The 25,315-nt window shown below is 69.3% G+C and carries 20 protein-coding genes; 13 read left to right on the forward strand and 7 right to left on the reverse strand.

Annotated features, from left to right (window positions below; translation table 11 throughout):
• Positions 1-53 precede the first annotated feature (53 nt).
• On the reverse strand, positions 54-1,394 hold the full coding sequence (ggh, locus tag AC1U2B_RS19220; RefSeq protein ID WP_043986340.1) for a glucosylglycerate hydrolase: 1,341 nt from the start codon (positions 1,392-1,394) through the stop codon (positions 54-56).
• Positions 1,395-1,448: 54 nt separating this feature from the next.
• Here ggh and AC1U2B_RS19225 point away from each other — a divergent pair, with 54 nt between their 5' ends.
• Positions 1,449-2,114 carry an SDR family oxidoreductase gene (locus AC1U2B_RS19225; RefSeq protein WP_480218023.1) on the forward strand — a complete coding sequence of 222 codons (666 nt, stop codon included), beginning with the start codon at positions 1,449-1,451 and terminating at the stop codon, positions 2,112-2,114.
• Positions 2,115-2,175: 61 nt separating this feature from the next.
• Here AC1U2B_RS19225 and leuS read toward each other — a convergent pair whose 3' ends face one another.
• The gene (gene leuS, locus AC1U2B_RS19230; RefSeq protein WP_480218112.1) at positions 2,176-5,010 is read right to left on the reverse strand and encodes a leucine--tRNA ligase; all 2,835 of its coding nucleotides are present in this window, start codon (positions 5,008-5,010) and stop codon (positions 2,176-2,178) included.
• A 243-nt stretch (positions 5,011-5,253) separates the two neighbouring features.
• Between leuS and AC1U2B_RS19235 the strand changes: the two genes are divergently transcribed.
• Positions 5,254-6,291, forward strand: a complete 1,038-nt coding sequence (locus AC1U2B_RS19235) for an LpqN/LpqT family lipoprotein (protein WP_480218113.1) — start codon at positions 5,254-5,256, stop codon at positions 6,289-6,291.
• A gap of 49 nt (positions 6,292-6,340) precedes the next feature.
• Complete coding sequence (locus AC1U2B_RS19240; protein ID WP_418004119.1) at positions 6,341-6,697, forward strand: hypothetical protein; 357 nt, start codon at positions 6,341-6,343, stop codon at positions 6,695-6,697.
• Positions 6,698-6,705: 8 nt separating this feature from the next.
• Here the strand turns inward: AC1U2B_RS19240 and AC1U2B_RS19245 are convergent, their stop codons facing one another.
• On the reverse strand, positions 6,706-7,311 hold the full coding sequence (locus AC1U2B_RS19245) for a YqgE/AlgH family protein (protein WP_043391524.1): 606 nt from the start codon (positions 7,309-7,311) through the stop codon (positions 6,706-6,708).
• A 126-nt stretch (positions 7,312-7,437) separates the two neighbouring features.
• Here AC1U2B_RS19245 and AC1U2B_RS19250 point away from each other — a divergent pair, with 126 nt between their 5' ends.
• Positions 7,438-8,727 (forward strand): MFS transporter, encoded by a 1,290-nt coding sequence (locus tag AC1U2B_RS19250; protein ID WP_480218024.1) that lies wholly within the window; start codon positions 7,438-7,440, stop codon positions 8,725-8,727.
• Between the two features lie 9 nt (positions 8,728-8,736).
• Positions 8,737-9,519: a TIGR03084 family metal-binding protein gene (locus tag AC1U2B_RS19255; protein ID WP_480218025.1), complete on the forward strand. Its 783-nt coding sequence runs from the start codon at positions 8,737-8,739 to the stop codon at positions 9,517-9,519.
• Between the two features lie 4 nt (positions 9,520-9,523).
• Here AC1U2B_RS19255 and AC1U2B_RS19260 read toward each other — a convergent pair whose 3' ends face one another.
• From AC1U2B_RS19260 to AC1U2B_RS19270, 3 genes are read right to left on the reverse strand one after another with little or no spacing between them, the layout of a single operon-like run.
• A complete protein-coding gene (locus tag AC1U2B_RS19260; RefSeq protein WP_480218026.1) occupies positions 9,524-11,125 on the reverse strand; it encodes a diflavin oxidoreductase in 1,602 nt (533 codons plus the stop codon).
• Positions 11,126-11,169: 44 nt separating this feature from the next.
• Entirely contained in the window at positions 11,170-11,691 is a 522-nt protein-coding gene (locus AC1U2B_RS19265) for a pullulanase (protein WP_480218027.1), read from the reverse strand.
• An 18-nt stretch (positions 11,692-11,709) separates the two neighbouring features.
• Positions 11,710-13,176, reverse strand: coding sequence for a CCA tRNA nucleotidyltransferase (locus AC1U2B_RS19270; RefSeq protein ID WP_480218028.1), 1,467 nt, complete (start codon positions 13,174-13,176; stop codon positions 11,710-11,712).
• Positions 13,177-13,300: 124 nt separating this feature from the next.
• Between AC1U2B_RS19270 and AC1U2B_RS19275 the strand changes: the two genes are divergently transcribed.
• From AC1U2B_RS19275 to murJ, 3 genes are read left to right on the forward strand one after another with little or no spacing between them, the layout of a single operon-like run.
• Positions 13,301-14,089 (forward strand): NUDIX hydrolase, encoded by a 789-nt coding sequence (locus tag AC1U2B_RS19275; RefSeq protein WP_480218029.1) that lies wholly within the window; start codon positions 13,301-13,303, stop codon positions 14,087-14,089.
• Positions 14,086-16,488: a hypothetical protein gene (locus AC1U2B_RS19280; protein WP_480218030.1), complete on the forward strand. Its 2,403-nt coding sequence runs from the start codon at positions 14,086-14,088 to the stop codon at positions 16,486-16,488. Before AC1U2B_RS19275 ends, AC1U2B_RS19280 begins: the two co-directional genes overlap by 4 nt.
• Positions 16,485-19,898: a murein biosynthesis integral membrane protein MurJ gene (gene murJ / locus AC1U2B_RS19285; protein WP_480218031.1), complete on the forward strand. Its 3,414-nt coding sequence runs from the start codon at positions 16,485-16,487 to the stop codon at positions 19,896-19,898. The genes AC1U2B_RS19280 and murJ overlap by 4 nt, the downstream gene beginning before the upstream one ends.
• A gap of 8 nt (positions 19,899-19,906) precedes the next feature.
• Here the strand turns inward: murJ and AC1U2B_RS19290 are convergent, their stop codons facing one another.
• Positions 19,907-20,953, reverse strand: coding sequence for a hypothetical protein (locus AC1U2B_RS19290; protein WP_480218032.1), 1,047 nt, complete (start codon positions 20,951-20,953; stop codon positions 19,907-19,909).
• Between the two features lie 202 nt (positions 20,954-21,155).
• Here AC1U2B_RS19290 and sigM point away from each other — a divergent pair, with 202 nt between their 5' ends.
• From sigM to AC1U2B_RS19315, 5 genes are all read left to right on the forward strand, one after another.
• Positions 21,156-21,716 carry an RNA polymerase sigma factor SigM gene (gene sigM, locus AC1U2B_RS19295; RefSeq protein WP_480218033.1) on the forward strand — a complete coding sequence of 187 codons (561 nt, stop codon included), beginning with the start codon at positions 21,156-21,158 and terminating at the stop codon, positions 21,714-21,716.
• A 51-nt stretch (positions 21,717-21,767) separates the two neighbouring features.
• Positions 21,768-22,523, forward strand: coding sequence for an RsmA family anti-sigma factor (locus AC1U2B_RS19300; protein ID WP_480218034.1), 756 nt, complete (start codon positions 21,768-21,770; stop codon positions 22,521-22,523).
• Between the two features lie 121 nt (positions 22,524-22,644).
• Positions 22,645-23,583: a thioredoxin-disulfide reductase gene (trxB, locus tag AC1U2B_RS19305; protein ID WP_480218035.1), complete on the forward strand. Its 939-nt coding sequence runs from the start codon at positions 22,645-22,647 to the stop codon at positions 23,581-23,583.
• A 40-nt stretch (positions 23,584-23,623) separates the two neighbouring features.
• On the forward strand, positions 23,624-23,956 hold the full coding sequence (gene trxA / locus AC1U2B_RS19310) for a thioredoxin (RefSeq protein ID WP_043391502.1): 333 nt from the start codon (positions 23,624-23,626) through the stop codon (positions 23,954-23,956).
• 158 nt (positions 23,957-24,114) lie between these two features.
• Entirely contained in the window at positions 24,115-25,308 is a 1,194-nt protein-coding gene (locus AC1U2B_RS19315; RefSeq protein ID WP_043986329.1) for an N-acetylmuramoyl-L-alanine amidase, read from the forward strand.
• Positions 25,309-25,315 lie beyond the last annotated feature (7 nt).

Below are 25,315 nucleotides of genomic sequence, written 5' to 3' on the forward strand. Positions count from 1 at the left end.
GATCAAGCGGCGAGGAACGAGCCGCGATGAGAAGCGCGGCAATACGGCCTAGCTCAACCCAGCCAGTCCAGCACAGCCGCGGCGGTCCACGACTGCTGCATGCTGCCGAGCGGTTCCCCGGTGAAGGGTTCGTAGTATTCGGCGAACGTGCCGTCACTGGCCTGCCGCAGGCCTTCCCGACGCAGGATCGACGCCCGCTCCGACCACCCGCGGCGAGCGAAACACCACGAGAACAGCCACGTCATCACCGGCCACACCGGGCCGCGCCAGTACTCCCGCGGGCGGAAGTCGCGGGATACCGGTGACGTCGACGGGATCAGTGGGTACTTGAGGTCGGGGTGCGCGCAGAACCGCGGGCCCTCCAGCAGGCGCAGCAGCGCGCGTTCGCGGTCATGCGGCAGGCCGCCACAGAGCAACGGGGCGAACTGCGCCACGGTCTCACTCGGGATCCACTTGTCGGCTCGCAGATCGAAATCGCGGGCCGCGCCGGTGCGTTCGTCGGTGGTCGCCACCACACCCTGACGGAACCGCTCGGCCCACGAATACAGTTCGCGCACATCGGCATTCGGCCGTTTGTAGTCCTCGCCGATCTCCGCCAGGACCGTGCACGCAACCGACAGGATGGCCGAGACGAACACGTCCTCGACCTGAAAGCTCATCACCTTCGGCAGCAGCGCGTCGTCGTACCGGACGGACTTCATCTCCTCCAGCAGCCACAGGTACCGGTCGTACTCGACGTCGGACGGGCGCTGGCTGGTGTCGGTGATGATCGCGTTGTCCTCGCGCTGGTATTCGGGCACCGCGCCCGGAATCACGTTGGCGTAGGAGCTATCCCACCGTGGCGAGTTGTCCATGCCGGATTCCCAGCCGTGATACAGCGTCACCCGGCCGCGCTCCTGCGGGTCACGCGCCTCGGCCAGCCAGCGGTGCCAGCGCACCAGGTCGTCCCACCTGCGGTCCAGGAACGACTCGGCCACCACCCGGGTGGACCTCCCCCGGGTGCGCGCGTGGTCCAGAATCCGTTGCACCGCAATGGCATGCACCGGCGGCTGCGTGATGCCGGACGTGTCCCGGTTGCGCGGCGCGTTGATGGCCAGCGTGGAGGTCTCCCATCGAGCCGGCCCGGGAAAGTAGCCGTCGACGCCGTTGGCGAACACGATGTGCGGGATCATGCCGTTGGCCCACTGCGCCGACAACAACGTGTCCAGTTCGACGACGGCGCGCTCGACGGTCAGCGACGCCAGCCCGATCGACACGAACGCGGCGTCCCAGCTCCACATGTGCGGGTACAGCAGCGGCGCCGCCGTCGTCATGACGCCCAGGTCATTTCCGCGCAGCAGGTAGGCGGCGCGGGCGGAGAGCTGGGTGGGCGCGAAGCTGTGGTCGGGTGGCATCGCTGTCCATTGTGCGTCGCGGCTCCGGGATTCGCTGATCGGTAGGCTCACGCCATGCCGACCGCAATGATCACCGGCGCTTCCCGGGGCCTCGGACTGGCCATCGCCGAAGCCCTGGCCCCGACCCACACGCTGTTCCTGGCGGGCCGGCCGTCGGCCGAACTCGACGCCGTCGCCGAGCGGCTGGGCGCGACCACCTGGCCCATGGACCTCACCGACTATGAAGGCGTCGAGGCGACGGTCGAGCCGATCGTCGAGCTCGACGTGCTGGTGCACAACGCCGGCGTGGCGTACCCCGGCCGGGTCGGCGAATCGTCGGTCGAGGAGTGGCGGGCCACCATGGAAGTGAATGTGATTGGCGCCGTGGGACTTACGCTGCCCCTGCTACCGGCGTTGCGCGCGGCCCGGGGGCAGGTGATCTTCGTCAACTCCGGCGCCGGTCGCAGCCCGTCCCCCGGCCTGGCGTCGTACGCGGCCAGCAAGTTCGCGCTGCGGGCCTTCGCCGACGCCCTGCGCGCCGACGAACCGTCACTGCGGGTGACGACGGTCTACCCGGGCCGGATCGACACCGACATGCAATGGAACCTGGTGGCCTACGAAGGCGGCGACTACAAGCCCGAGCGGTTCCTGAAGCCCTCGACCGTCGCCCAGGTGATCGCGCAGGTGGTGGCCACCCCCGACGACGCCCACCAGCACGAGGTGATCATCCGCCCGCGCTGATCCGTGGGATTTGTGCACGATTTTCCGCGGTCGGCGCGGAAAATCGTGCACAAATCACAGGTCAGGCGACGATGTTGACCAGTCGGCCGGGCACCACGATGACCTTCTTGGGGGTCGCGCCGGCCAGGAAGGCCTGCACCTTCTCGTCGGCGAGGGCGGCGGCTTCCAGCGTGGCCTTGTCGGCATCGGCGGCGACGACGATCTTGCCGCGCACCTTGCCGTTGACCTGCACCGGGTACTCGACGGTGTCGTCGACCAGGTAGCGCTCGTCGGCGACGGGGAACGGGCCGTGCGCCAGTGACGCGGCACTGCCCAGCCGGCGCCACAGTTCCTCGGCCAGGTGCGGGGCCAGCGGCGCGACCATCAGCACCAGCGGCTCGACCGCGGCGCGGGCGGTGACGCCCTCCTTGGTGAGGTGGTTGGTGTACTCGATGAGCTTGGCCGCTGCGGTGTTGTTGCGCAGCGCCGCGTAGTCCTCGTTCACCCCGGCGATGGTCTTGTGCAGCTGGCGCAGGGTGTCGTCGGACAGGGCGTCGTCGGAAACCCTTGGCTCACCGGTGGTTTCGTCGACGACGACGCGCCACACGCGCTGCAGGAACCGGTGCGCGCCGACGACGTCCTTGGTGGCCCACGGCCGCGACGCCTCCAGCGGACCCATCGACATCTCGTAGACGCGCAGGGTGTCGGCGCCGTATTCCTCGCAGATCTCGTCGGGCGAGACGGAGTTCTTCAGGCTCTTGCCGATCTTGCCGAACTCCTGGTTGACCTCGATCTCGCCGTCCGGGCCGGTCCAGAAGAACTTGCCTTCGCGCTCAACAACTTCCGCTGCCGGCACATAGGCGCCGCGGGCATCGGTGTAGGCGAACGCCTGGATGTAGCCCTGGTTGACCAGGCGACGGTACGGCTCGCGCGACGACACGTGGCCGAGGTCGAACAGCACCTTGTGCCAGAACCGCGAGTACAGCAGGTGCAGCACCGCATGCTCGACGCCGCCGACGTACAGGTCGACACCACCTGGGTCAGCGGCACCGTGAATCTCGGGGCGCGGACCCATCCAGTAGGCCTCGTTCTCCTTGGCGCAGAACGTTTCCGAGTTGTGCGGGTCGGCGTAGCGCAGCTCGTACCAGGAGCTGCCGGCCCACTGCGGCATGACGTTGGTGTCGCGCGTGTACGGCTGCAGACCGTCACCCAGATCCAGGTCGACGTGCACCCATTCGGTGGCCTTGTTCAGCGGCGGCGACGGCTCGCTGTCGGCGTTGTCCGGGTCGAACAACACCGGCGAGTAGTCCGGCACGTCCGGCAGTTCGACGGGCAGCGCCGAGTCCGGCAGCGGGTGGGCCCGGCCGTCGGCGTCGTAGACGATCGGGAACGGCTCGCCCCAGTACCGCTGACGGGCGAAAAGCCAGTCGCGGAGCTTGAATTCGACGCGGGCCTGTCCCCGGCCGGCCGCCACCAGCTTCTCGGTGACGGCGGCCTTGGCGTCGGCGACGTTCAGGCCGTCGAGGTAGTCAGAGTTGACCAGCGCGCCGTCTCCCGTGTGGGCGGACTCCGAAAGATCGCCCCCGGCAATGACTTCCACGATCGGCAGGCCGAACGCCGTGGCGAACTCCCAGTCGCGCTGGTCGTGGCCGGGCACCGCCATGATGGCGCCGGTGCCGTAGCCGGCCAGCACGTAGTCGGCGATAAAGATCGGAACCTGGTGTCCGTTCACCGGATTCGTGGCGTAGGCGCCGGTGAAGACGCCGGTCTTGGTCTTGTTCTCCTGGCGCTCCAGGTCGGACTTGGCCGCGATGGCGGCGCGGTAGGCGGCAACCGCCTCGGTCGGAGTGGCCGCGCCGGACGTCCAGCGCGCGTCGACATCGGCGGGCCAGGCATCGGCCACCAGCGAGTCGACCAGGTCGTGTTCGGGAGCCAGCACCAGATAGGTCGCGCCGAACAGGGTGTCCGGGCGGGTGGTGAAGACCTCGATGTCCGCGTCACCGGCCGAGAAGAGCACAGCGGCACCGGTGGAGCGGCCGATCCAGTTGCGCTGCATGGCCTTGACCTTGTCTGGCCAGTCCAGCACGTCCAGGTCTTCGAGCAGCCGGTCCGAGTACGCGGTGATGCGCATCATCCACTGCCGCAGGCGCTTCCGGAACACCGGGAAGTTGCCGCGCTCGCTGCGGCCGTCGGAGGTGACCTCTTCGTTGGCCAGCACGGTGCCCAGGCCCGGGCACCAGTTGACCATCGAGTCGGAGCGGTAGACCAGGCGATACGAGTCGACGACGTCGGCGCGCTCAGCGGCGGACAGCGCCGACCAGTCCCGGCCGTCGTCGAGAGTCCTTGCACCCGAATCGAATTCGGCGATCAGTTCAGCGACCGGGCGGGCCTTCTGCGCCGACGCGTCGAACCAGGCGTTGTAGATCTGCAGGAAGATCCACTGCGTCCACTTGTAGAAGTCGGTGTCGGTGGTGGCGAAGCTGCGCCGGGCGTCGTGCCCCAGGCCGAGGCGTCCCAGCTGCCTCCGGAAGTTGACGATGTTGGCCTCGGTCCGCGTGCGCGGGTGCGTCCCCGTCTGCACCGCGTACTGCTCGGCCGGCAGGCCGAAGGCGTCGAAGCCCAAGGCGTGCAGGACGTTGCGGCCCGTCATCCGGAAGTAACGGGCGTACACGTCGGTGGCGATGTAGCCCAGGGGATGCCCGACGTGCAGGCCGTCACCCGAGGGGTACGGGAACATGTCCTGCACGAACATCTTGTCCGCCGGGACCGGCGAACCATCGGTGGGCGCGAGCGAGCCGACCGGGTTCGGCACGTTGAAGGTGCCGCGGTCCGTCCACACCTGCTGCCAGTCGGCCTCGATCGTGCCGGCCAGTTCGGCGGTGTAACGGTGCTGCGGGCTGTCGGCGTCTACGGCCACAGCCGCCTCGGGACGCGCGTTGGCCTGCGCATTCGGGGATTCGCTCACGTGCACAGGGTAGTCAACACCCCCGGCGCGACCTGCATCACGCCAGCCGATCGCCGTTGGTCTCGGTTCCGTTGCAGTGCGGTCAGAGCACGGTTGCAGGTGCGCGCCGGACCTGGTGGGCAGGGCACCCACCTACATACAGTCGGCTCGAGTGCAACGCGTGATGCAGAAGTGAAGCGGAAGGACCGGCGCCACATGTTCGAGAACGCCCGCCACTGGCGACTGCTGGCAGGAGGTGTCGCCGCAGGTCTGGCGGGCGTCGTCGGCTTTGCCGGTAGCACCGCATCCGCTGACCCGCTGCCACCCCAGCCCGTCCTCCCGGCGCCCGCGACCGTGACCCAGACCGTCACCGTGCAGGCCGCCCCGGCGCCGGKGGCGGCCGCGCAGCCCGCCGGCCCTGCCTTCATCCCCGCCGGTCAGCCCGCCGGGGTCCCCCAGCCGGCCACGCTTCCCCAGCCTGCCGTGGCCCAACCCGTCATCGCGCCGGCCCCGGTGCCCACGCCGGCCATCGCGCCGGCCGCCTCGGGCACCATTGCCGAATACCTCCGCGCCCACAACGTCGCGATGCAGCGGCAGACGCCCGCGGGCTTCACGGCGCTGAACATCGTCCTGCCGGTGCCTCCCGGCTGGGCCCCGGTGCCGGATCCGAATGTGCCCGACGCGTTCGCCGTGATCGCGGACCGCGTCGGCGGCGACGGCCTCTACACCTCGAACGCCGCTCTGCAGGTCTACAAGCTGGCGGGCGACTTCGATCCCAGGGAAGCCATCAGCCACGGCTTCATCGACAGCCAGCAGCAGGTCGCGTGGCGGTCCACCGACGGCTCGATGGCCGATTTCTACGGCATGCCGTCGGCGATCATCGAAGGCACGTTCCGCGAGAACAACATGACGCTGAACACCTCGCGGCGGCACCTCATCGCGACGTCCGGCGCGGACCGCTACCTGGTGACGCTGTCGGTGACGACCAGTGCGCAGGTGACCGTCGCCTCCGGCAACGCGACCGACGCCATCGTCAACGGGTTCAAGGTCAGCGTGCCGGGCGCACCGGCCGCGGTACCGGCACCCGCCGCTGTTCCGGCTCCGGCCGCCGTACCAGCCCCTGCCGCAGTTCCCGCACCTGTCGCACCGGCTCCGGCCCCGGCCGCCCCCATGGTTCCGGCACCGGCCGCTGTCCTGCCGCACACCGCCGGCGCCGTGCCCCTCACCGCATCGATCCCCGGCGTGGGCCGCTGACCGGTCGCCGGTTTGGAGCGGCCGCCCGGCCGCCCCTATCCTGAGACGCATGCTGATCGCCGCGGTGCTGTGCCTGTGCGCGGCCGTGGTAACCGCGGGCGTCGGCGCCTGGTCGCTGCGTCGCCCCCATTCCACCGACACCGTGCCGCGCGTACTGCGCTCGGTGGCACCGATCCAGCTGGCGACGGCCGTGATGCTGGCCGCCGGCGGCGCCGTCGCTCTCGTCGCACCGCCCAGCACCGGTGTGATGGTGCTGATGGTGTGCGTCATCGGAGCCGTCGGCACCTTCGCCGCGGGCTGCTACCAGGGCGCCAAGGCCGGAGCCGCCATGATGGCCCGGGACAACGCTCCCGCCGGCGACAGTTGCGCCGGCAGCTGCGCCAGCTGCACGCTGTCCTGCAGCTGAATTTGCCGCTAGTTCCGGCTCACATCGATCGGGTGCGTCGCCAGCATCGCCATGGGCATCGGCTGACGCCGTAGCACCCGCGACCACAGATCCACGCGCGGTTCCACGAGGACGTCCGACGGCAGCGCCGACAGCACGATCCAGTCGTCGCGCTCGATCTCACCGTCGAGCTGGCCCACCGACCAGCCGGAGTAGCCGGCATAGATCCGGACGCCCTCGACGGCGTCTTCGATGTCCTCGGGTTCGGCGTCCAGATCGACCATCGCGATGCGGCCCTGGACGTGCCGCAGCCCGGGCACCGACGATGCGTCGACGCCGACTTTCATGGTCGCCAGGCACAGCGCGGAATCACGCTTCACCGGACCGCCGATGAACATGGACTTGGGTTTGGTGGCGAGCTTCGCCCACTGCGGCAACACGTTGTAGACGGCCGTCTCGCTGGGCCGATTCAGGACGACGCCGAGCGTGCCACCGGAGTTGTGCTCGACGATGTAGATGACGCTGCGCCGGAAGGTCGGCTCCAGCAAATCAGTGTTGGCGAGCAGCAGCGTCCCCGCCCGAATCCGGTGCGTGGCAGGGGCGATGAAATCCTCCGGTTCCTCTGACTGCGCCACGCCTCCATCATGGCATCCACAGGCGCTCACCGTGACCAACGCACACGGCTTGCCAGGATATTTGTACTGTGGAGCAGGTCGCTGCAATCACGCCCGGCACTCTCAAATCAGGACACGAATATTCCAGTGACCGACCGCCGCCCCCACCACGTCGTCCTGCATGCGGTGCAGGCCCTGCCGGACTTTCGCCGGCTGCTGGAACTGCGCGTGGTCAGCCAGTTCGGCGACGGCCTTTTCCAGGCCGGTCTGGTCGGCGGCCTGCTGTTCAATCCGGAGCGCGAGGCCGACCCGTGGGCCATCGCCGGCGCCTTCGCGGCGCTTTACCTGCCGTATTCGCTGCTGGGTCCGTTCGCCGGCGCGCTGCTGGACCGCTGGGATCGCCGGCAGGTGCTCATCGTCGCAAACCTGGCGCGACTGCTCACGATGATCGGCGTCGGCGCGCTGCTGGCCACCGCCGCAGGCGACACGTCGATTCTGTTCGGCGCGTTGATCATCAACGGCTTCACCCGCTTCGTCTCCTCGGGTATGTCGGCCGCACTGCCGCACGTCGTACCCACCGAACAGGTGGTGTCGATGAACTCGGTGGTCACCGCGTGCGGGGCCGTCTCAGCATTCGCCGGCGCCAACCTGATGCTGCTGCCACGCTGGCTGCTCGGCGCGGGCGACGCCAGCTCGGCCGTGGTGATCTGGTTGGCGGCGCTGCCGGTTGCACTCGCGCTGTGGCTGGTGGTGCGCTTCCACCCCCACCTCCTGGGACCTGACGACAGCGCCCGCGCGGTCCACGGGTCGGCCATCTACGCCGTCATCACCGGCTGGGTCTACGGACTGCGGTCGGTGGCCAATGTGCCGACGGTGGCCGCGACGCTGACGGGCCTGGCCTCACACCGCATGGTGTTCGGGATCAACACCCTCATGGTGCTGGTGTTGGTCCGGCACGGCGGCGGCGAACACGTCGCGGGCTTCGCGGTGACCGTCGTGTTCGTGGCCGCCGCGGGCCTCGGGTCGTTTCTCGGCAACGTCGTCATGCCGGCCGCGGTACGACGCTGGGGTCGCTACGCCACCGCCAACGGGGCCCTTGCCATCGCCGCGGTGGTTCAGCTTTCCGGTGCGGGCCTGCAGATCCCGGTGCTGATCGCATGCAGTCTGGTTCTGGGCACGGCTGGGCAGGTGGTCAAGTTGTGCGCGGATTCGGCGATGCAGCTCGACGTCGACGACGCCCTGCGCGGCCACGTCTTCGCGGTCCAGGACGCGCTGTTCTGGATGGCGTTCATCGCCGCGATCACCGTGTCCGCGGCCGTGATTCCGGCCGACGGCAAGTCCTCGGCGCTGATGGCCAGCGGTGCCGTCGTCTACCTGGTGGGCCTGGCCCTGCACGCGACACTGGCCAAGCGCAGCAGGACCGCCGGTACCGTCTAGGGTGCTGCCATGGCCCCCAATGCTGCTGCCGGTGTGATCGCCGATCTGCGTGCCGAGAGTGACGACCTGGACCGCTTGGTGGCCGATCTGCCGCCCGGCGAATGGGCCACTGCGACCCCGGCCGAAGGCTGGACCATCGCCCATCAGATCGCACATCTGTGGTGGACGGACCAGGTGTCCGTGCTGGCGGTGACCGACGAAGACGCCTTCGCCGCGACGCTCACCGAGGCGTGGAAGAACCCGCTCGGATTCGTCGACGTGGCGGCCGAGGAACTCGCGCAGACTCCGCCCGCCGAGATGCTGGCGCAGTGGCGCGCCACCCGGACCACGCTGCACGACGCGCTGGAAGGCGTGGCCGACGGCCGCAAACTGCCCTGGTTCGGCCCGCCGATGAGCGCCGCGTCCATGGCCAGCGCCCGGTTGATGGAGACCTGGGCGCACGGCGCTGACGTCGCCGACACCCTCGGGGTCCGGCGCGAGCCGACGGCCCGACTGCGATCCATCGCGCACATCGGGGTTCGGACAAGGGATTTCGCCTTCACACTCCACGAGCTGACCCCGCCGGCCGACGTGTTTCACGTGGAACTTTCCGCACCCGACGGTGGCGTGTGGGCCTGGGGTCCGGACGACGCCGCGCAGCGGGTCACCGGCTCGGCCGAGGATTTCTGCCTGCTGGTGACCCAGCGACGGCCGCTGCGCGAACTGGACGTGACGGCCGTCGGCGAAGACGCCCAGAAGTGGCTGACCATCGCCCAGGCCTTCGCCGGGCCGCCGGGAGCGGGCCGGGCCTGACCGCCTAGTAGACGTCCCGCAGGTAGCGGTGGTTCTTGATCAGATCGTTGACGTAGGCGTGCGCAGCCGCCGGGTCCAGCCCGCCGCGGTCGGCCACGATCTGGTGCAGCATCACGTCGACATCCTTGGCCATGCGCTCGGCGTCACCGCAGACGTAGAAGTACGCGCCGGCTTCGAGCCAGTCGAATACCTCCGCCGCCTGTTCCCACATCCGGTGCTGCACATACTCCTTCGTCCCACCGTCGCGGGAGAACGCCAGATCGAGTCGGGTCAGGGTGCCCGATTCCAGGAAGCCCTCGAGCTCGTCGGCGTACAGAAAATCGGTGGCCCGGCGCCGGTCGCCGAAGAACAACCACGAGGCGCCGGGCGCTGAGGCGGCGGCCCGCTCCTGCAGGAAGGCCCGGAATGGCGCGATCCCCGTACCTGGGCCGACCATGATGATCGGCACGTCGGCGGCAGGCAACCGGAAATGATGGTTCGGCCGCAGGTGCACCCGTGTCGTCTCGGCGCGGTCGCACAGGAACGTGGACGCCACCCCACCGTGGCTGCGATCCACCTCGGCGTACCGCACCGTCGCCACGGTCAGATGCACGGTGTCGGCGTGGCGCAGCGGGCTCGAGGCGATCGAATAGTCGCGGGCCTGCAACGGCCGCAGGGTGTCGAGCACCTCGTCGAGGGTCAGCTCGGCCAGCCGGATCAGGTCCAGCACATCCTTGCCGTACCACCACGTGCCCGGTCCGTCGCCGAGTTCATCGGCGTCGGGCGCCTCTGCCACCCGGCCGGCCACCAATGACCGAAGGGCTCGCGACGGCAACCGGATCTCCAGCTGCTCGGTGAGCATGGCGCGCAGCGGGACGTCATGGCCGTCCACGCCCTCGCCGCCGTCGACGCCCAGCGCGGTCAGCATCTGCTCGACCAGAATCGGGTCATTGGTGGCGTGCACCGCGATCGAATCACCTGCCGCATAGCTGATCCCGGTGCCGGCGAGATCCAGCTCGTAGTGCCTGACCTCCTTGTCCGACTCGGGCGCGGTCAGCAATCGATTGACCGCGATCCGCACGTCGACCGGCTGGTTCGGGTCGGACCGACCGGCACGTTCCGGGGTCGCCGGCGCAACGACTCGGTCGGTGGACGCCGTGGGCTGCGCTTCGATCAGCAGCTTGACCACCTCGGTGGTCCAGGCCGCGGCGTGTTCCCGGTAGGGGCCGTCGATGTCGACGCGGCCCGCCAGCCGGGTCGCGCCGAGTTCCTCGAGTCGTTCGTCGAGCAGCCGGCCCGCGTGGCAGAACAGGTCGTAACCGCTGTCCCCCAGGGCCAGCACCGCGAAGCTCAACTGCTCGAGGCGGCCGGCCGTGTCGGCGCTGAGCGCTTCCCAGAAGAGCGTGGCCGTGTCGGGAAATTCGCCGTCGCCGAACGTCGACGTGACCGCCACGAAGTGGCTGACCGACGCCAGCGCGGCGACGTCGACCTGGTTCAGCTCGGTGGCCACCGCGGTGATCCCGGTGGCCTCTTGGAAAGCCTCGGCGAACGACATCGCGGCGTCCTCGGCGTTACCCATGTCGGTGCCGTAGCCAACGATCAGCGAGAAGCCGGGTCCGACAGTCACGATCACCCTCCCCGCGCCTACCTCAGGCGCAACTTAGGGTGACCTTAGTTCGACGGGTGCCCGTTGTGGGCGCTCCCTGTTTCGGCCGGGCTCACCGGCGCGGCACCGTCGGCCGCCCCATCGCCGTCGGTGTCGGACAGCTGCACGTCCCACCGCCCGTCGCCGTCGGTGTCCGCGTACGCGACGGGTCCGGCCAGCACCCGGTCCGCGAGCCCGTTGCCGTCGGCGTCGATCAGGCGGTCGTCGGCGGCTCCGTCACCGTCGAAGTCGACGACCGCTCCCCCGCTCTGCTCGGTGCCGTCCAAGCCGAACCACCGCAGCCCCGAGCCGACGGCCCAGGTACCCGACCCGTCATCGGTGAACGCCACCCGCGCGCCATCCACGTCGACGACGGCGTGGTCGGCCCGGCCGTCACCATCGAAGTCGGCCAATGCGTCGTCGAACAATCCGTCGCCGTCCACATCCAGCCGCACGCCGTCGAGCGTGCCGTCACCGTCGGCATCCACGGCCGGCTCCCCCGGCCACCACGACGCCGACCCATCCCCATCACTCAGGCAATAGTCCATACCTGAATGGACGGCTGATCAGGCTCTGGCGTTCCACCATTTCTGCAATTCGGCGATGGCCTCGTCGTGGTCCAGCGGGCCGCGGTCCAGCCGGAGCTCCTTGAGGAACCGCCAGGCCTCGCCGACCTGCGGGCCGGCCGGGATCCCGAGCAACGTCATGATCTCGTTGCCGTCCAGATCCGGGCGCACCCGCGCCAGATCCTCCCGAGCGGCCAGCTCGTCGATGCGCCGCTCGAGACCGTCGTAGTTGGCCTGCAGGCGCGCGGCCCGACGACGGTTGCGCGTCGTGCAGTCCGCACGCACCAGCTTGTGCAGCCGGCTCAGCAGCGGGCCGGCGTCGGTGACGTAGCGCCGCACCGCGGAGTCGGTCCACTGGCCGGTGCCCTTGTCGTCGGCGTAGCCGTGGAACCGCAGATGCAGATACACCAGCTGCGAGACGTCGTCGACCATCTGCTTGGAGTACTTCAGCGCGCGCATGCGCTTGCGCGTCATCTTGGCGCCGACCACCTCGTGGTGGTGGAAGCTGACGCCGCCGTCGGCCTCGTGGCGACGCGTGTCCGGCTTGCCGATGTCGTGCAGCAGCGCGGCCCAGCGCAACACCAGGTCGGGTCCCGTCTCGGGCTCCTCCAGATCTATGGCCTGGCGCAGCACCGTCAGCGAGTGGTGGTAGACGTCCTTGTGCTGGTGGTGTTCATCGATCGCCATCCGCATGGCACCGACCTCGGGCAGCACCACGTCGCCCAGCCCGGTCTGCACCATGAGGTCCACACCCGCCATGGGGTCGGCGCCCAGCATCAGCTTGTCCAGTTCGGCAGCCACCCGCTCGACCGTGATCCGGCCCAGCTGCGGCGCCATCTCGAGCAGCGCCTCCAGCACCCGCGGCGCCACCGAGAACCCCAGCTGTGAGACGAACCGGGCGGCCCGCAACATCCGCAACGGATCGTCACCGAACGACACCTGCGGCGCCGACGGGGTATCGAGCACCTTGCCGGCCAACGCGGTCAGCCCGCCCAGCGGATCGTGGAACTCCCCGATGCCGCCGGGCAGATCCGGGTTGATCCGGACCGCCATCGCGTTGACGGTGAAGTCCCGGCGCACGAGATCGTCCTCGAGCCGGTCGCCGAACACCACCTCGGGGTTGCGCGACACCTGGTCATAACTGTCGGCCCGGAACGTGGTGATCTCGATGCGCTGCCCGTACTTGGCCACCCCGATGGTGCCGAACTCGATCCCGGTGTCCCACAACGCTTCTCCCCAGCCGCGCAGCATCTTCTGCAACTGCGGCGGACGGGCGTCGGTGGTGAAATCCAGGTCGTTCAGCTCGCGGCCCAGCAGTGCGTCACGCACACTGCCGCCGACCAGATACAGCTCATGACCCGCCGCGGCGAACACCCTGCCCAGGTCCACGAGCAAATCCGCATGCTTGTTCAGTGCGACCGCAGCAGCGGTCAGCAACCCGGCATCGGCACTTGCATCGTTCGGCACGTCCGATGAGCCTAATGCGCCCACCCCACCGGCGGAGTACCGACCATCGCGGCACGGTCACAACTGGGCCACTGACCGGCGAGTGGGGACAGAGCGCCCAACCTGAGCAGCTACTATCGCTTGGGTGTCGGAAGGCGAGCGTGCCAAACCACGACGGCGCCGCGGGCGACGTCGCGGTCGACGCTCGGCAGGTCCGCCCAGCGACAGCGCCCAGCGCACCGACGCCGATTCGGCTGCTGCCCCCCGCAACAACACTGCACAACCGGTCCCTGCCGCCACGGCTCCCGCGGCACCGGCTGCCCGCAAGGCCAACAACGACCGGCTGCGCACCGTCCACGAGACGTCGGCCGGCGGGTTGGTGATCGACGGCCTCGACGGCCCCAAAGATACCCAGATGGCCGCGCTCATCGGCCGCATCGACCGGCGTGGCCGGATGTTGTGGTCACTGCCCAAGGGGCACATCGAACTCGGCGAGACGGCCGAACAGACCGCCATCCGTGAGGTTGCCGAGGAGACCGGACTGCAGGGCAGCGTGCTGGCCGCACTCGGCAGCATCGACTACTGGTTCGTGACCGAGGGCCGGCGCGTGCACAAGACAGTGCACCATTACCTGATGCGATTCCTGGGCGGCGAACTCTCCGACGACGACGTCGAGGTCACCGAAGTGGCGTGGGTACCCCTGCGCGAACTGCCGTCCCGCCTGGCCTACGCCGACGAGCGCAAGCTCGCCGAAGTGGCCGGCGAACTGATCGACAAACTCCACACCGATGGACCGGGCGCCCTGCCGCCGCTGCCGCGCACCGCGCCGCGCCGCCGCCCACAGACCCATTCCCGCACGCGGAACCATCGCACCGACGACTCCGCCCATACTCAGCCCGGCCGCCGCGCGAACGGCTGCGGACCCGGGTCGTGAACGTCAGGTCGGTGCTGTCGGGGTCGGCCTCGACAGCACTGCTGCGCGTGCTTGCGGTCACCGCCCTGCTGTTGTTGCTCACCGCTCCGGTCACGCCACAGTCGTCGGCCGGGGAGCCGGGCGGGACGACGTTCCTGCAGCTGCGCATCGACCACGTCACCCCTGATGTCGTCACCACCACCAGCGAGCCGGTGGTGACGGTCAGCGGCACCGTCACCAACGTCGGGGACCGTCCGGTGCACGACGTCATGGTGCGTCTCGAACACGCGTCCGCGGTGACGTCGTCGTCCGGGCTGCGCACGACGCTGGCCGGGGAGCCGACGGACTTCTCCGCAGTCGGCGACTTCACCACGGTCTCGCAGGATCTGGCGCGCGGACAGAGCGTGCCGTTCCGGCTGGCGTACCCGGTGCGGTCAGCTGAACATCCCGCCCTTGGCATCGACCGTCCCGGGGTGTATCCGCTGTTGGTCAACGTCAACGGCACACCCGACTACGGGTCGGCGGCCCGGCTCGACGACGCCCGCTTCCTGCTGCCGGTACTGGGCGTGCCCGCCACCCCGGCCACCTCAGACGGCAGCGGTGGCCAGCAGCCGATCGACGCCGTCGTCCCACCGGACACCGCGCACCCCGTCGCGCTGACCCTGCTGTGGCCGCTGGCCGACCGCCCGCACCTGGCGGCCGGCGTCCCCGGACGCACCGAACCCGCCCGCCTCGCCGACGACGATCTCGCCACGTCGCTGGCCAACGGCGGCCGACTGGACACCCTGCTGGCCGCGGCGGACTTCGCCACCAACGACCAGGTGGATCCGGGCGGCCTGGTGCGCGGCGCGATGTGCCTGGCCGTCGACCCCGACCTGCTGATCACCGTCAACGCGATGAGCGGCGGCTACGTCGTATCCGACGACCCGGCCGCCGGCCTGAACTCACCCACCCATCCAGGCACCGGACAACAAGCCGCGACCGAGTGGCTGAACCGGCTGCGGCAACTCGCCCAGCGGGTGTGCGTCACCCCGACCGTGTACGCCCAGGCCGACCTGCGCGCGCTGCAACGCGTCGGCGACGCCGTCCTGAGTTCCACCGCCACCACCGACACCGGCCCGATCGTCAACCAGTTGCTCGGCATCCAGTCCCTGCGCGGCGCCACGGTCGTCGGCGACGGCCCGCTCACCGGCCCGGCGGTGCGGCTGCTTTCCGCGCAGCCCGAACCGACCGTCGCGATCGCCGCGGCCCCCGTCACCGCCGACGAGTCCGGGCAGCCCGCCGACACCGCACCGCGCCGCTACAGCAGCAAGGTCACCGTCGCGCCGTTCGACCCGTGCGTGGCTGCGGCCCTGGCCGGCGCCGGGCGGACCCCGATCTCGCCGGGATACCTGGACACCTCGCTGCACGTGCCACTCATCCATGACTCGCCGGTGGCGCGCCGCCAGGACGCCATCGCCTCCGTGCTGTGGCGTGGGCTGCAACCCGACGCCCAGCCCCGCAACCAGATCCTGATGCCGCCGCTGGCCTGGGACGTGACACCCGACGACGCCCAGGCGATCCTGACGTCGGTGGCCACCGCGATCCACTCCGGGCTGGCCGTCGCCCGCCCGATGCCCGCCGTGATCGCCGACGCCCAGGCCCTGCCGCCCACCTCGTCCGCCACCCCGCCGGACAACGGGACGGGCAACCCCAAGGCCCGCTACGGCGACGGCATCACCAGCCAGATCTCGACCACCATGGAGCGGATCTGGGGCCTGACCGCCGCGTTGACCGTCAACACCCAGACCGGGCTGACCGGCGACCAGTACACGGCGCCGCTGCGGGAGGACATGCTGCGGGCGCTGACCCAGTCCGTGCCGCCGAGCGTCCGCGAGGCCCTGGCCCAGCAGCGCATCACCACCACGCAGCACACCATCAACGACCTCTTCCACGCCGTCACCGTGGTCAACCCCGGCGGCTCGTACACGCTGGCCACCGAACGCAGTCCCCTCCCCCTGGCCCTGCGCAACGATCTGCCGCTGCCCATCCGGGTGCGGCTGGTCATCGACGCGCCGCCCGGCATGACCGTCACCGACATGGGCGAGATCGAACTGCCCCCGGGCTACCTGCCGCTGCGTGTGCCCATCGAGGTGCACTTCACCCAGCGCGTCGCCGTCGACGTCGCCCTGCGCACCGCCAACGGACTGACGCTCGGCGAACCGGTCCGGCTGTCGGTGCATTCCAACGCCTACGGCAAGGTGCTGTTCTTCATCACCCTGTCCGCCGGCGCGGTGCTGTTCCTGCTGGCCGGCCGACGGCTATGGCACCGGTTCCGCGGTCAGCCCGACCGCGCCGACCTGGACCGTCCACACCATGCCCGGCCGATCCGGCCCGATCCTCTCGACACCGCCATCGAGCACGCGCCGGAGGACTCATGAGCGCGCCGCGCCGAGCGAATCAACGGGCACTCGGCGCCCCACCCCGCCCGAACCCCGCTGCCACGGCGTCACCACCGCCGCGACGAGCCGAACTGTCCGACGCCGCCGTCGTCTCCCGGTCCTGGGGCATGGCGTTGGCCACCCTGGTCAGCCGCATCACTGGCTTCCTGCGCATCGTGCTGCTCGCCGCGATTCTCGGTGCGGCACTGTCCAGCTCGTTCACGGTGGCCAACCAGCTGCCGAACATGGTGGCCGCCCTGGTGCTCGAGGCCACGTTCACCGCGATCTTCGTGCCGGTGCTGGCCCGGGCCGAACGCGACGACCCTGACGGCGGCGCCGCGTTCGTGCGGCGCCTGGTCACGCTGGCCACGGCGCTGCTGCTGGTGACGACGGTGCTGTCGGTCGCGGCGGCACCGCTGCTGGTGCGACTGATGCTGGGCAGCGACCCGCAGGTGAATCAGCCGCTCACCACCGCGTTCGCGTATCTGCTGCTGCCCCAGATCATCTTCTACGGGTTGACCTCGGTCTACATGGCAATCCTGAACAACCGCAACGTCTTCGGGCCGCCGGCCTGGGCGCCGGTGATCAACAACGTGGTGGCGATCATCACGCTGTGCGTGTATGTGCTTGTCCCGGGCGAACTCTCGATCGACCCCGTCGAGATGGGCAACGCCAAGCTGCTGGTGCTCGGCATCGGCACCACCCTCGGCGTCGTCGCCCAGGCCGCGGTACTGCTGTATTCACTGCACCAGCACCGCGTCGACCTGCGGCCGCTGTGGGGGATCGACGACCGGCTCAAGAAGTTCGGGACCATGGCCGTCGCCATGATGCTGTACGTCCTGATCAGCCAGATCGGTCTGATCGTCGGCAACGAAATCGCCAGCCACGCAGCCGCATCCGGCCCCGCCATCTACAACTACGCCTGGCTGCTGCTGCAGTTGCCGTTCGGCATGATCGGCGTGACGGTACTGACCGTGGTGATGCCGCGGCTGTCCCGCAACGCCGCCGCGAACGACAACCCCGCCGTGCTCGCCGACTTCTCCCTGGCCACCCGGCTGACCATGGTGACGCTGATCCCGATCGTCGCTTTCATGACCGTCGGTGGCCCCGCCATCGGCAGCGCCCTGTTCGCGTACGGCAACTTCGGTGCCGCCGACGCCGGGTATCTCGGCATGGCCATCACCCTGTCAGCGTTCACCCTCATCCCGTATTCCATGGTGCTGCTGGAACTTCGGGTGTTCTACGCGCGCGAACAACCGTGGATCCCGATCGTCCTGATCGTCGTGATCACCATCGTGAAGATCGTCGGCTCACTGATCGCTCCCCACCTGACCGATGACCGGGAACTGGTCGCCGGGTACCTGGGCCTGGCCAACGGGTTGGGCTTCCTGGCAGGCGCGACCGTCGGCTACGTGTTGTTGCGGACCGCGCTGCGGCCGCCGCGCGGCCGGATGATCGAGCTGCCGGTGATCCGGACCATCCTCGTAACCATCTGCGCCTCCCTGGGTTCGGGGCTACTGGCCTATGTCGCCGACCGCTTGCTGGGGTTCGATGGGCTGACCGAGCACGGCGGCGCCGCCGGATCGTTGCTGCGGCTGTTTCTGCTCGGCCTGATCATGCTGCCGGTGATCGTGGCGGTACTGGTGGCGGCCAAGGTGCCCGATGCCCTGGCCGCGGTGGCTTTCGTGCGCCGCCGACTGGGCCGCGGCACGCCGGCACCGACTCCCGCAGTCCAGGTCAGCTCGGCTGTACCGGACTCGGGACGGACCGCGGTCCCGTACCCTGGACACGGCAATTCATCTCCGGTACCACGGCGGCCCGGCGCGTCCGCCACAGGCGGGGCAAACCCGGAAGGTGGTACCACGGGCGGGCTTCGGAAAGGATTTGCGGTGACCGACGCACCCGCGGACCAGGGATCCGCCCACATCTCGGATACCTCAGGCAGCGGCGACGATGCCGCGTTGCGGGCCGGCGCTGTCGTCGCCGACGGCCGCTACCGCCTGCTCGTCTTCCACGGTGGTCCACCCGATCTGCAGTTCTGGCATGCGCTCGACATCGCGCTCGATCGCCAGGTCGCGCTGACGTTCGTCGACCACGACGGCGCGCTGCCCGCGTTGATGGTCCAGGAAATCCTCACCCGGACAAGCAAACTGAGCCATGTCGAGGGACCCGGGCTGGCCCGGATCCTGGACGTCACCCGGCTCGGCCACGGTGGCCTGGTGGTCAGCGAGTGGATCCGCGGCGGTTCCCTGGCCGAGGTGGCCGCGACGGAACCGTCCCCGATGGGCGGCGCCCGCGCCATCCAGTCCCTGGCGTCGACGGCGGAGTCCGCGCACCGGTCCGGCGTCGCGTTGTCGATCGATCATCCCGGCCGAATCCGCGTCAGCATCGAAGGCGACGTGGTCCTGGCCTTCCCCGGCACCCTGCCGTCGGCCACCCCTGAAGACGACATCCGTGGCGTCGGCGCCACGCTGTACGCGCTGCTGATCAACCGGTGGCCGCTGCCCGAAGCCGGTGCCCTCAGCGGCATGCTGCCCGCGACGCAGAACAGCGCGGGCCAGCCCGTCGAACCCCGCTCGGTCGACGGGGCCATCCCCTTCCAGATCTCCGCCGCCGCGGCCCGGGCCGTGCAGGAGGGTGGCGGGATCCGCTCGGCCCCAACGCTGTTGAATCTGCTGCAGCAGGCGACCACCGTCGCCGAGACCACGGAACTGCTGGAGCCCGTCGACGGCTCGCAGCGCCCGGAGCCCGCGGACGCGGCAGAACTCGAGGCGGCCGCCAAGCGGCGCAAGGCCGTACTCATCGGTGTGGGTGTCGGCGGCGCGGTCCTGCTGGTGGCACTGCTGGTGCTGGCGTCGGTGCTCAGGGGCATCTTCGGCGACGTCGGCGGCGGCCTGGACAAGCAGCAGCTCGGCCTCAACAGCCAACATCCGACCACGAGTGGCGCCGCGACGCCCGGCAATGTGGTGAAACCCGTTGGTGTGACGGTGTTTTCACCCGGCGGCGGCGCGGACTCCCCGGAGACCGCGGGCAAGGCCATCACCGGCGCGTCCGGTGATGCCTGGTCCACCGACGTCTACACCGATCCTGCCCCGTTCCCCGGTTTCAAGAACGGCGTCGGCCTCATGCTGAACCTGCCCCAGGCCACCACCGTGGCGTCGGTCAGCCTGAACCTGACCAGCACGGGCACCGCGATCCAGATCCGGTCCGCCCAGTCGGCCACCCCGGCCTCGCTGGACGCCACGACCGTCCTGACGCAGCCGGCCACCATGAAGACCGGCGCCAACACCATCACGATCAGCAACGCACAGCCGACCCAGCATCTGCTGATCTGGATCTCCACGCTGGGGACGGTCGACGGCAAGAGCAAGACCGACATCTCCAACGTGGTCGTGAAGGCTGCCGCGTAACCCCTCGGTCAGTTCCAGCCGACGAAGGACATCGCCTGGCCACCGTCGTAGCCGGAGCGTTCCAGGATGTTCCCGGACATCTTGATCTGGGTCGGGTGCGACGGATCCTGCAGATTCGCCTGGTACATGTTCCAGACCTTGATGTCGTTGCGGCTGAACACGGTGAAGATGATGGTCGTGCCCGTCGGGTCTGCTGCCGCCTCGGATATTTCGGTGCTCGGCGGCGTGATTCGCTGCCCGTCGGTGTCGCTGCAGGCCGGGCTTTCGGCACCGGGCGGCGGGACCGCGTCGATCACCAGATAGTGACCGGCGTCGTCGTGGACCTGCCGCAGGTAGCGGGTGGCGTCGATGAACCACAACGCCGGGCACCCACGAAAGCTGTCGCCGCCGGGTAGGTCGCCCTCGCCTTGCGCGGCCTCTTCCGGGTTCTTCACCACGGCCCGAACGAAGTTCGGCAGGTACGTCGGGCTGGTCCGCACGATCTTCTTCGAATCGGTGTCGTAGAAGTTGAACAGTTTGGCGCGCGCATCGTAGAAGACCAGCAGGCCTTGCTCGTCGAACTGTGGGTTTCGGTGGTCCGGCCGTTGCTGATTGCCGAAATCGCCGGTGGGAGAAGGCTGCACGATTTCGGTGACATCCACGGTCGATCCGGTGCTCGAGTCGTAGTACCGGACGTGGCCGTCGTTGATCGTCAGGGAATCCAGCGCGAGCTTGCGGAAGTCCTTGCTGTAGCGCGTCCGGGTGAACTGGCCGTTGCCGATGTTGCAGCTGACAGGGAAGGTCGCGATATCCACCAGCGCGCCGCTGCCGATGTTCAGCTTGCTCAGCGTCGTACTCTGCGTGTGCGTGGCGCAATGCTCGATGATCGGGCCGCTGAAGCCGGCCGCATCAGGTGTGGGGGCAGCCGACGTCGCCGATGACGAATTCGGGATCGGCTTGGGCTTGCCGGGTTCGGAGCAACCCGCGACCTGCGTACTGATCAGCGCAGCAGCCGTGAGCCAGGCGAGTCCTGACCGGCGCACAATTCTCATCGACTCGGATGCCATCGGCGTCATCGGCCGAGGCTACTAAGCGACGCGCGGTTGCCGCGCCGGTTTCGCGTGAACCGCCGGCAAATTGGCACATCGCCGAAACAGCCGCCATCCTCCGGTTATCCACAGGCTGGCCGACTGTCATCGGTACTGGTCAAACGGTATTTTTCGTCATCTCCGCAAATTTGCGTCGGATTCCCTCCGCAACCCGCTTTATGGTTCGGAAGTGGGGAGTTTCGGGGCGCCACCGTCGGACGCGTCAGACGCAGAATTGCTCGCGGCGCACATCGCCGGCGAGCGGTACGCGTTCGAGGAGCTGTTCTACCGGCACCGTCACCAGCTGTACCGGCTTGCCCGGTTGACCAGTCACGACCCGCAGGACGCCGCGGACGCCCTGCAGGACGCCCTGTTCAAAGCCCACCGCCACGCACCGCGGTTCCGCAACGACAGTTCCGTTCGCAGCTGGCTGTGCCGCATCGTGGTGAATTCCTGCCTGGACCGGTTGCGTCACAACCGCTTTCACCGAACCGAAGAACTCAACGAGGCCGACTGCCGGATCGCCGACCCGGCGCGCCACGTCGAGACCAGCATCGTCATCGAGCGGGCGCTGCTGCGACTACCCGTCGAGCAGCGGGCCGCGGTCGTCGCCGTCGACATGCAGGGCTACTCGGTGGCCGAGACCGCGGCGATGCTGGGCATCGCGGAGGGCACCGTGAAGAGCCGCTGCTCCCGGGCCCGCGCGAAACTCGCCCAGTCCCTGGCGCATCTGTCGCACTCGGCGGACTGACGGGCAAAGCAGCGCAGGGCCCACGCACCGCACCGGATTAGGCTTCGGCTCGTGGACGACGAACACACCGACGAGTCCGTCACCCACCAGCAGCTGGCCGACCTGCAGGCCGGACTGCTCGACGACGCCACGGCGGCCCGACTGCGCCAGCGGATCCGCGACGATCCGGCAGTCGCCCGGCGGTACGCGGAGCTCGAACAGGTCCGCCGCGATCTGCATGACCTGGCGGACGACGACGCCGAGAGCGATATCCCCGCAGAGGTCACCGCGCACATCGGATCCGCCCTGCGCGACGCCGGAACCCAACCGGCGCGCCACACCGTCGTCCCCGGTCACTCCGCCGGCCACGGAGCACGCAGGTCGCGTCCCATCGCCATCGCCGGGGCGGCTGCCGCACTGGTGGCGGTCGGCATCGGCGCCGTCGTCGTGATCAGCGGGTCCGACGAACCGGCCCGCACCTCGGCCGGCCCCACCGCGGCGTCGCTGACCGTCCAGCGCCAGGCGGGGATGCCGTGGGCCGATCGGCAGATCCTGGGGCTGCGGGGCAGGCCAGCCGAGTTGGGGCCCCTCGCCGAGCCGGACCGATTGCGGTCCTGCCTGCAGGGGCTCGGTTACGCCCCGACCACCCCGGTGCTGGGCGCCGCCACCGTGACCGCGCACGACCGCGCCCAGGTGCTCCTGCTGCTGCCGAGGACCGACCGCGGCTCGATGATGGCCCTGGTGGTGTCTCCCGGCTGCAGCTCGACCGATGCCGGCCTGATCGCGGATGCCGTCATCGTGGACGCCCCGGCAGAGCCGCGCCGCTGACCGCCCCGTGGCCCGCCAAACGGCCGGGAACACCGGCACTTACCCTGGTGTTATAGGCGTACCGACTCTGGCAGCAGGCCAACCAGGTATGAGCCTGACCAGAGCCAGATGAAAGGCGGCCATGACCACCCAAGACACCGTGCACGACGTGATCATCATCGGCTCCGGGCCGGCCGGCTACACCGCAGCGGTGTACGCGGCTCGCGCCCAGCTCAAGCCGGTGGTTTTCGAAGGTGTCCAGTTCGGTGGTGCCTTGATGACCACCACTGAGGTGGAGAACTACCCGGGCTTCAAAGAGGGCATCACCGGCCCCGAGCTCATGGACGAGATGCGCGAGCAGGCCCTGCGGTTCGGCGCCGATCTGCGCATGGAAGACGTCGACGCGGTGTCCCTCGACGGCCCCATCAAGACCGTCACCGTCGACGGCGAGACCCATCAGGCCCGCGCGGTCATCCTCGCGATGGGCGCGGCTGCGCGCCACCTCGGCGTGCCGGGTGAGCAGGAGCTGATCGGCCAGGGCGTGAGCACCTGTGCCACCTGTGACGGTTTCTTCTTCCGCGACCAGGACATCGCCGTGATCGGCGGCGGCGACTCCGCGATGGAAGAGGCGACGTTCCTGACGCGCTTCGCCCGTTCGGTGACGCTGATCCACCGCCGTGACGAGTTCCGCGCCTCTCGGATCATGCTCGAGCGCGCGCAGGCCAACGAGAAGATCACCTTCGTCACCAACACCGAAGTTGTTGCGGTGGAAGGTGATTCGAAGGTCAGTGGACTGCGTCTGCGTAACTCCGCCACCGGCGAGGAGAGCAAGCTGCCCGTCACCGGCGTGTTCGTCGCCATCGGCCACGACCCGCGCTCGGGTCTCGTGCGCGGCGTCGTCGATCTCGACGACGAGGGCTACGTGCAGGTGGAGGGTCGCACCACCAACACGTCGCTGGACGGCGTCTTCGCCGCAGGCGATCTGGTCGACCACACCTACCGCCAGGCGATCACCGCGGCCGGCAGCGGCTGTGCGGCGGCCATCGACGCCGAGCGCTGGCTGGCCGAGCACCACGGCTGATCGTCCTTCCCCCACAGAGTTCACCCGAGAGGAGCAATACATGAGCGAGGGCAGCGCAACGCTGACCGTCACCGACGGTTCATTCGACAGCGACGTGATCAAGAGCGGCACCCCGGTGCTGGTCGACTTCTGGGCGACCTGGTGCGGACCGTGCAAGATGATCGCCCCGGTGCTCGAAGAACTGGCCGGCGAGAAGGCCGGGGAGTTGACCGTCGCCAAGCTCGACGTCGACGCCAACCCCGAGACCGCCCGCAACTTCAACGTCGTCTCGATCCCGACCCTGATCCTGTTCAAGGACGGCGAGCCTGTGAAGCGCATCGTCGGCGCCAAGGGCAAGGCGGCACTGCTGCGCGAGATCGCCGACGAACTCTGACCGCATCAGCGGCTGCGCACCCGCCGGATTCGGCGGGGCGCACCGCTGCTGCCTGTGAAGTTGCGGATTCCTGAGGAGGGTCTGCGACAATGGGTGCAGGCGTCCCGCCAGTGCGCTAGCTGTCCGCCCGCCTGGCGTCCGTGATTGAAAGGCCAGGAATGTCGATACTGCGTCGCGGTGACCGGGGAGGTTCGGTCACCGAGATTCGGGCCGCACTGGCCGCCCTGGGACTGCTGGACAGTCCCGACGCGGATCTCACCACCGGCAAGCACGTCGCTCTCGATTATTTCGACGACGATCTCGATGAGGCCGTGCGCGCCTTCCAGCAGCAGCGTGGGCTCCTCGTCGACGGCATGGTCGGTGAGGCCACCTATCGCTCGCTGAAAGAAGCCTCGTACCGCCTGGGGGCGCGCACGCTGTCGCACCAGTTCGGTGCCCCCATGTACGGCGACGACGTCGCCACCCTGCAGGCGCGGCTGCAGGATCTCGGTTTCTACACCGGTCTCGTCGATGGTCATTTCGGCTTGCAGACCCACAACGGCCTGATGTCGTACCAGCGCGAGTACGGCATGTTCCCGGACGGCATCTGTGGTCCGGAGACGCTGCGCTCCCTGTACTTCCTCGGTTCCCGGGTCACCGGCGGTTCGCCGCACGCGATCCGCGAAGAGGAACTCGTCCGACGCAGCGGCCCCCGCCTGACCGGAAAGCGGATCATCATCGATCCGGGCCGCGGCGGCGATGACCGCGGGCTCATCATGACGAGCCGGTCCGGCCCCGTCAGTGAAGCCGACGTCCTCTGGGATCTCGCCAGCCGCTTGGAAGGCCGCATGACGGCCATCGGCATGGACACGTTCCTGTCGCGCCCGGTCGGCGGCAGCCCGGCCGACGCCGAGCGCGCCGCGACGGCCAACGCCGTCGGCGCCGACCTGATGATCAGCCTGCGCTGCGCCAGCCTGCCCAGCCCGGCAGCCAACGGCGTCGCGTCGTTCTACTTCGGGAATTCGCACGGTTCGGTGTCCACCATCGGCCGCAACCTCGCCGACTTCATTCAGCGGGAAGTGGTGGCGCGCAGCGGTTTCCGCGACTGCCGGACCCACGGCCGGACCTGGGACCTGCTGCGGCTGACCCGGATGCCCACCGTGCAGGTCGACCTCGGTTACGTCAGCAGCCCGCACGACCGCGAGCTGCTGACCTCCCCCGGTGCCCGCGACTCCATTGCCGAAGGAATCCTGGCCGCCGTGAAGCGGCTGTACCTGCTGGGCAAGAACGACCGTCCCACAGGCACTTTCACCTTCGCCGAGCTGCTGGCTCACGAGATGTCGGTGGAACAGGCCGGCCAGGCCGGCGCTTAGTCCGTCG

The organism is Mycolicibacterium sp. P4_G11, assembly GCF_056555145.1.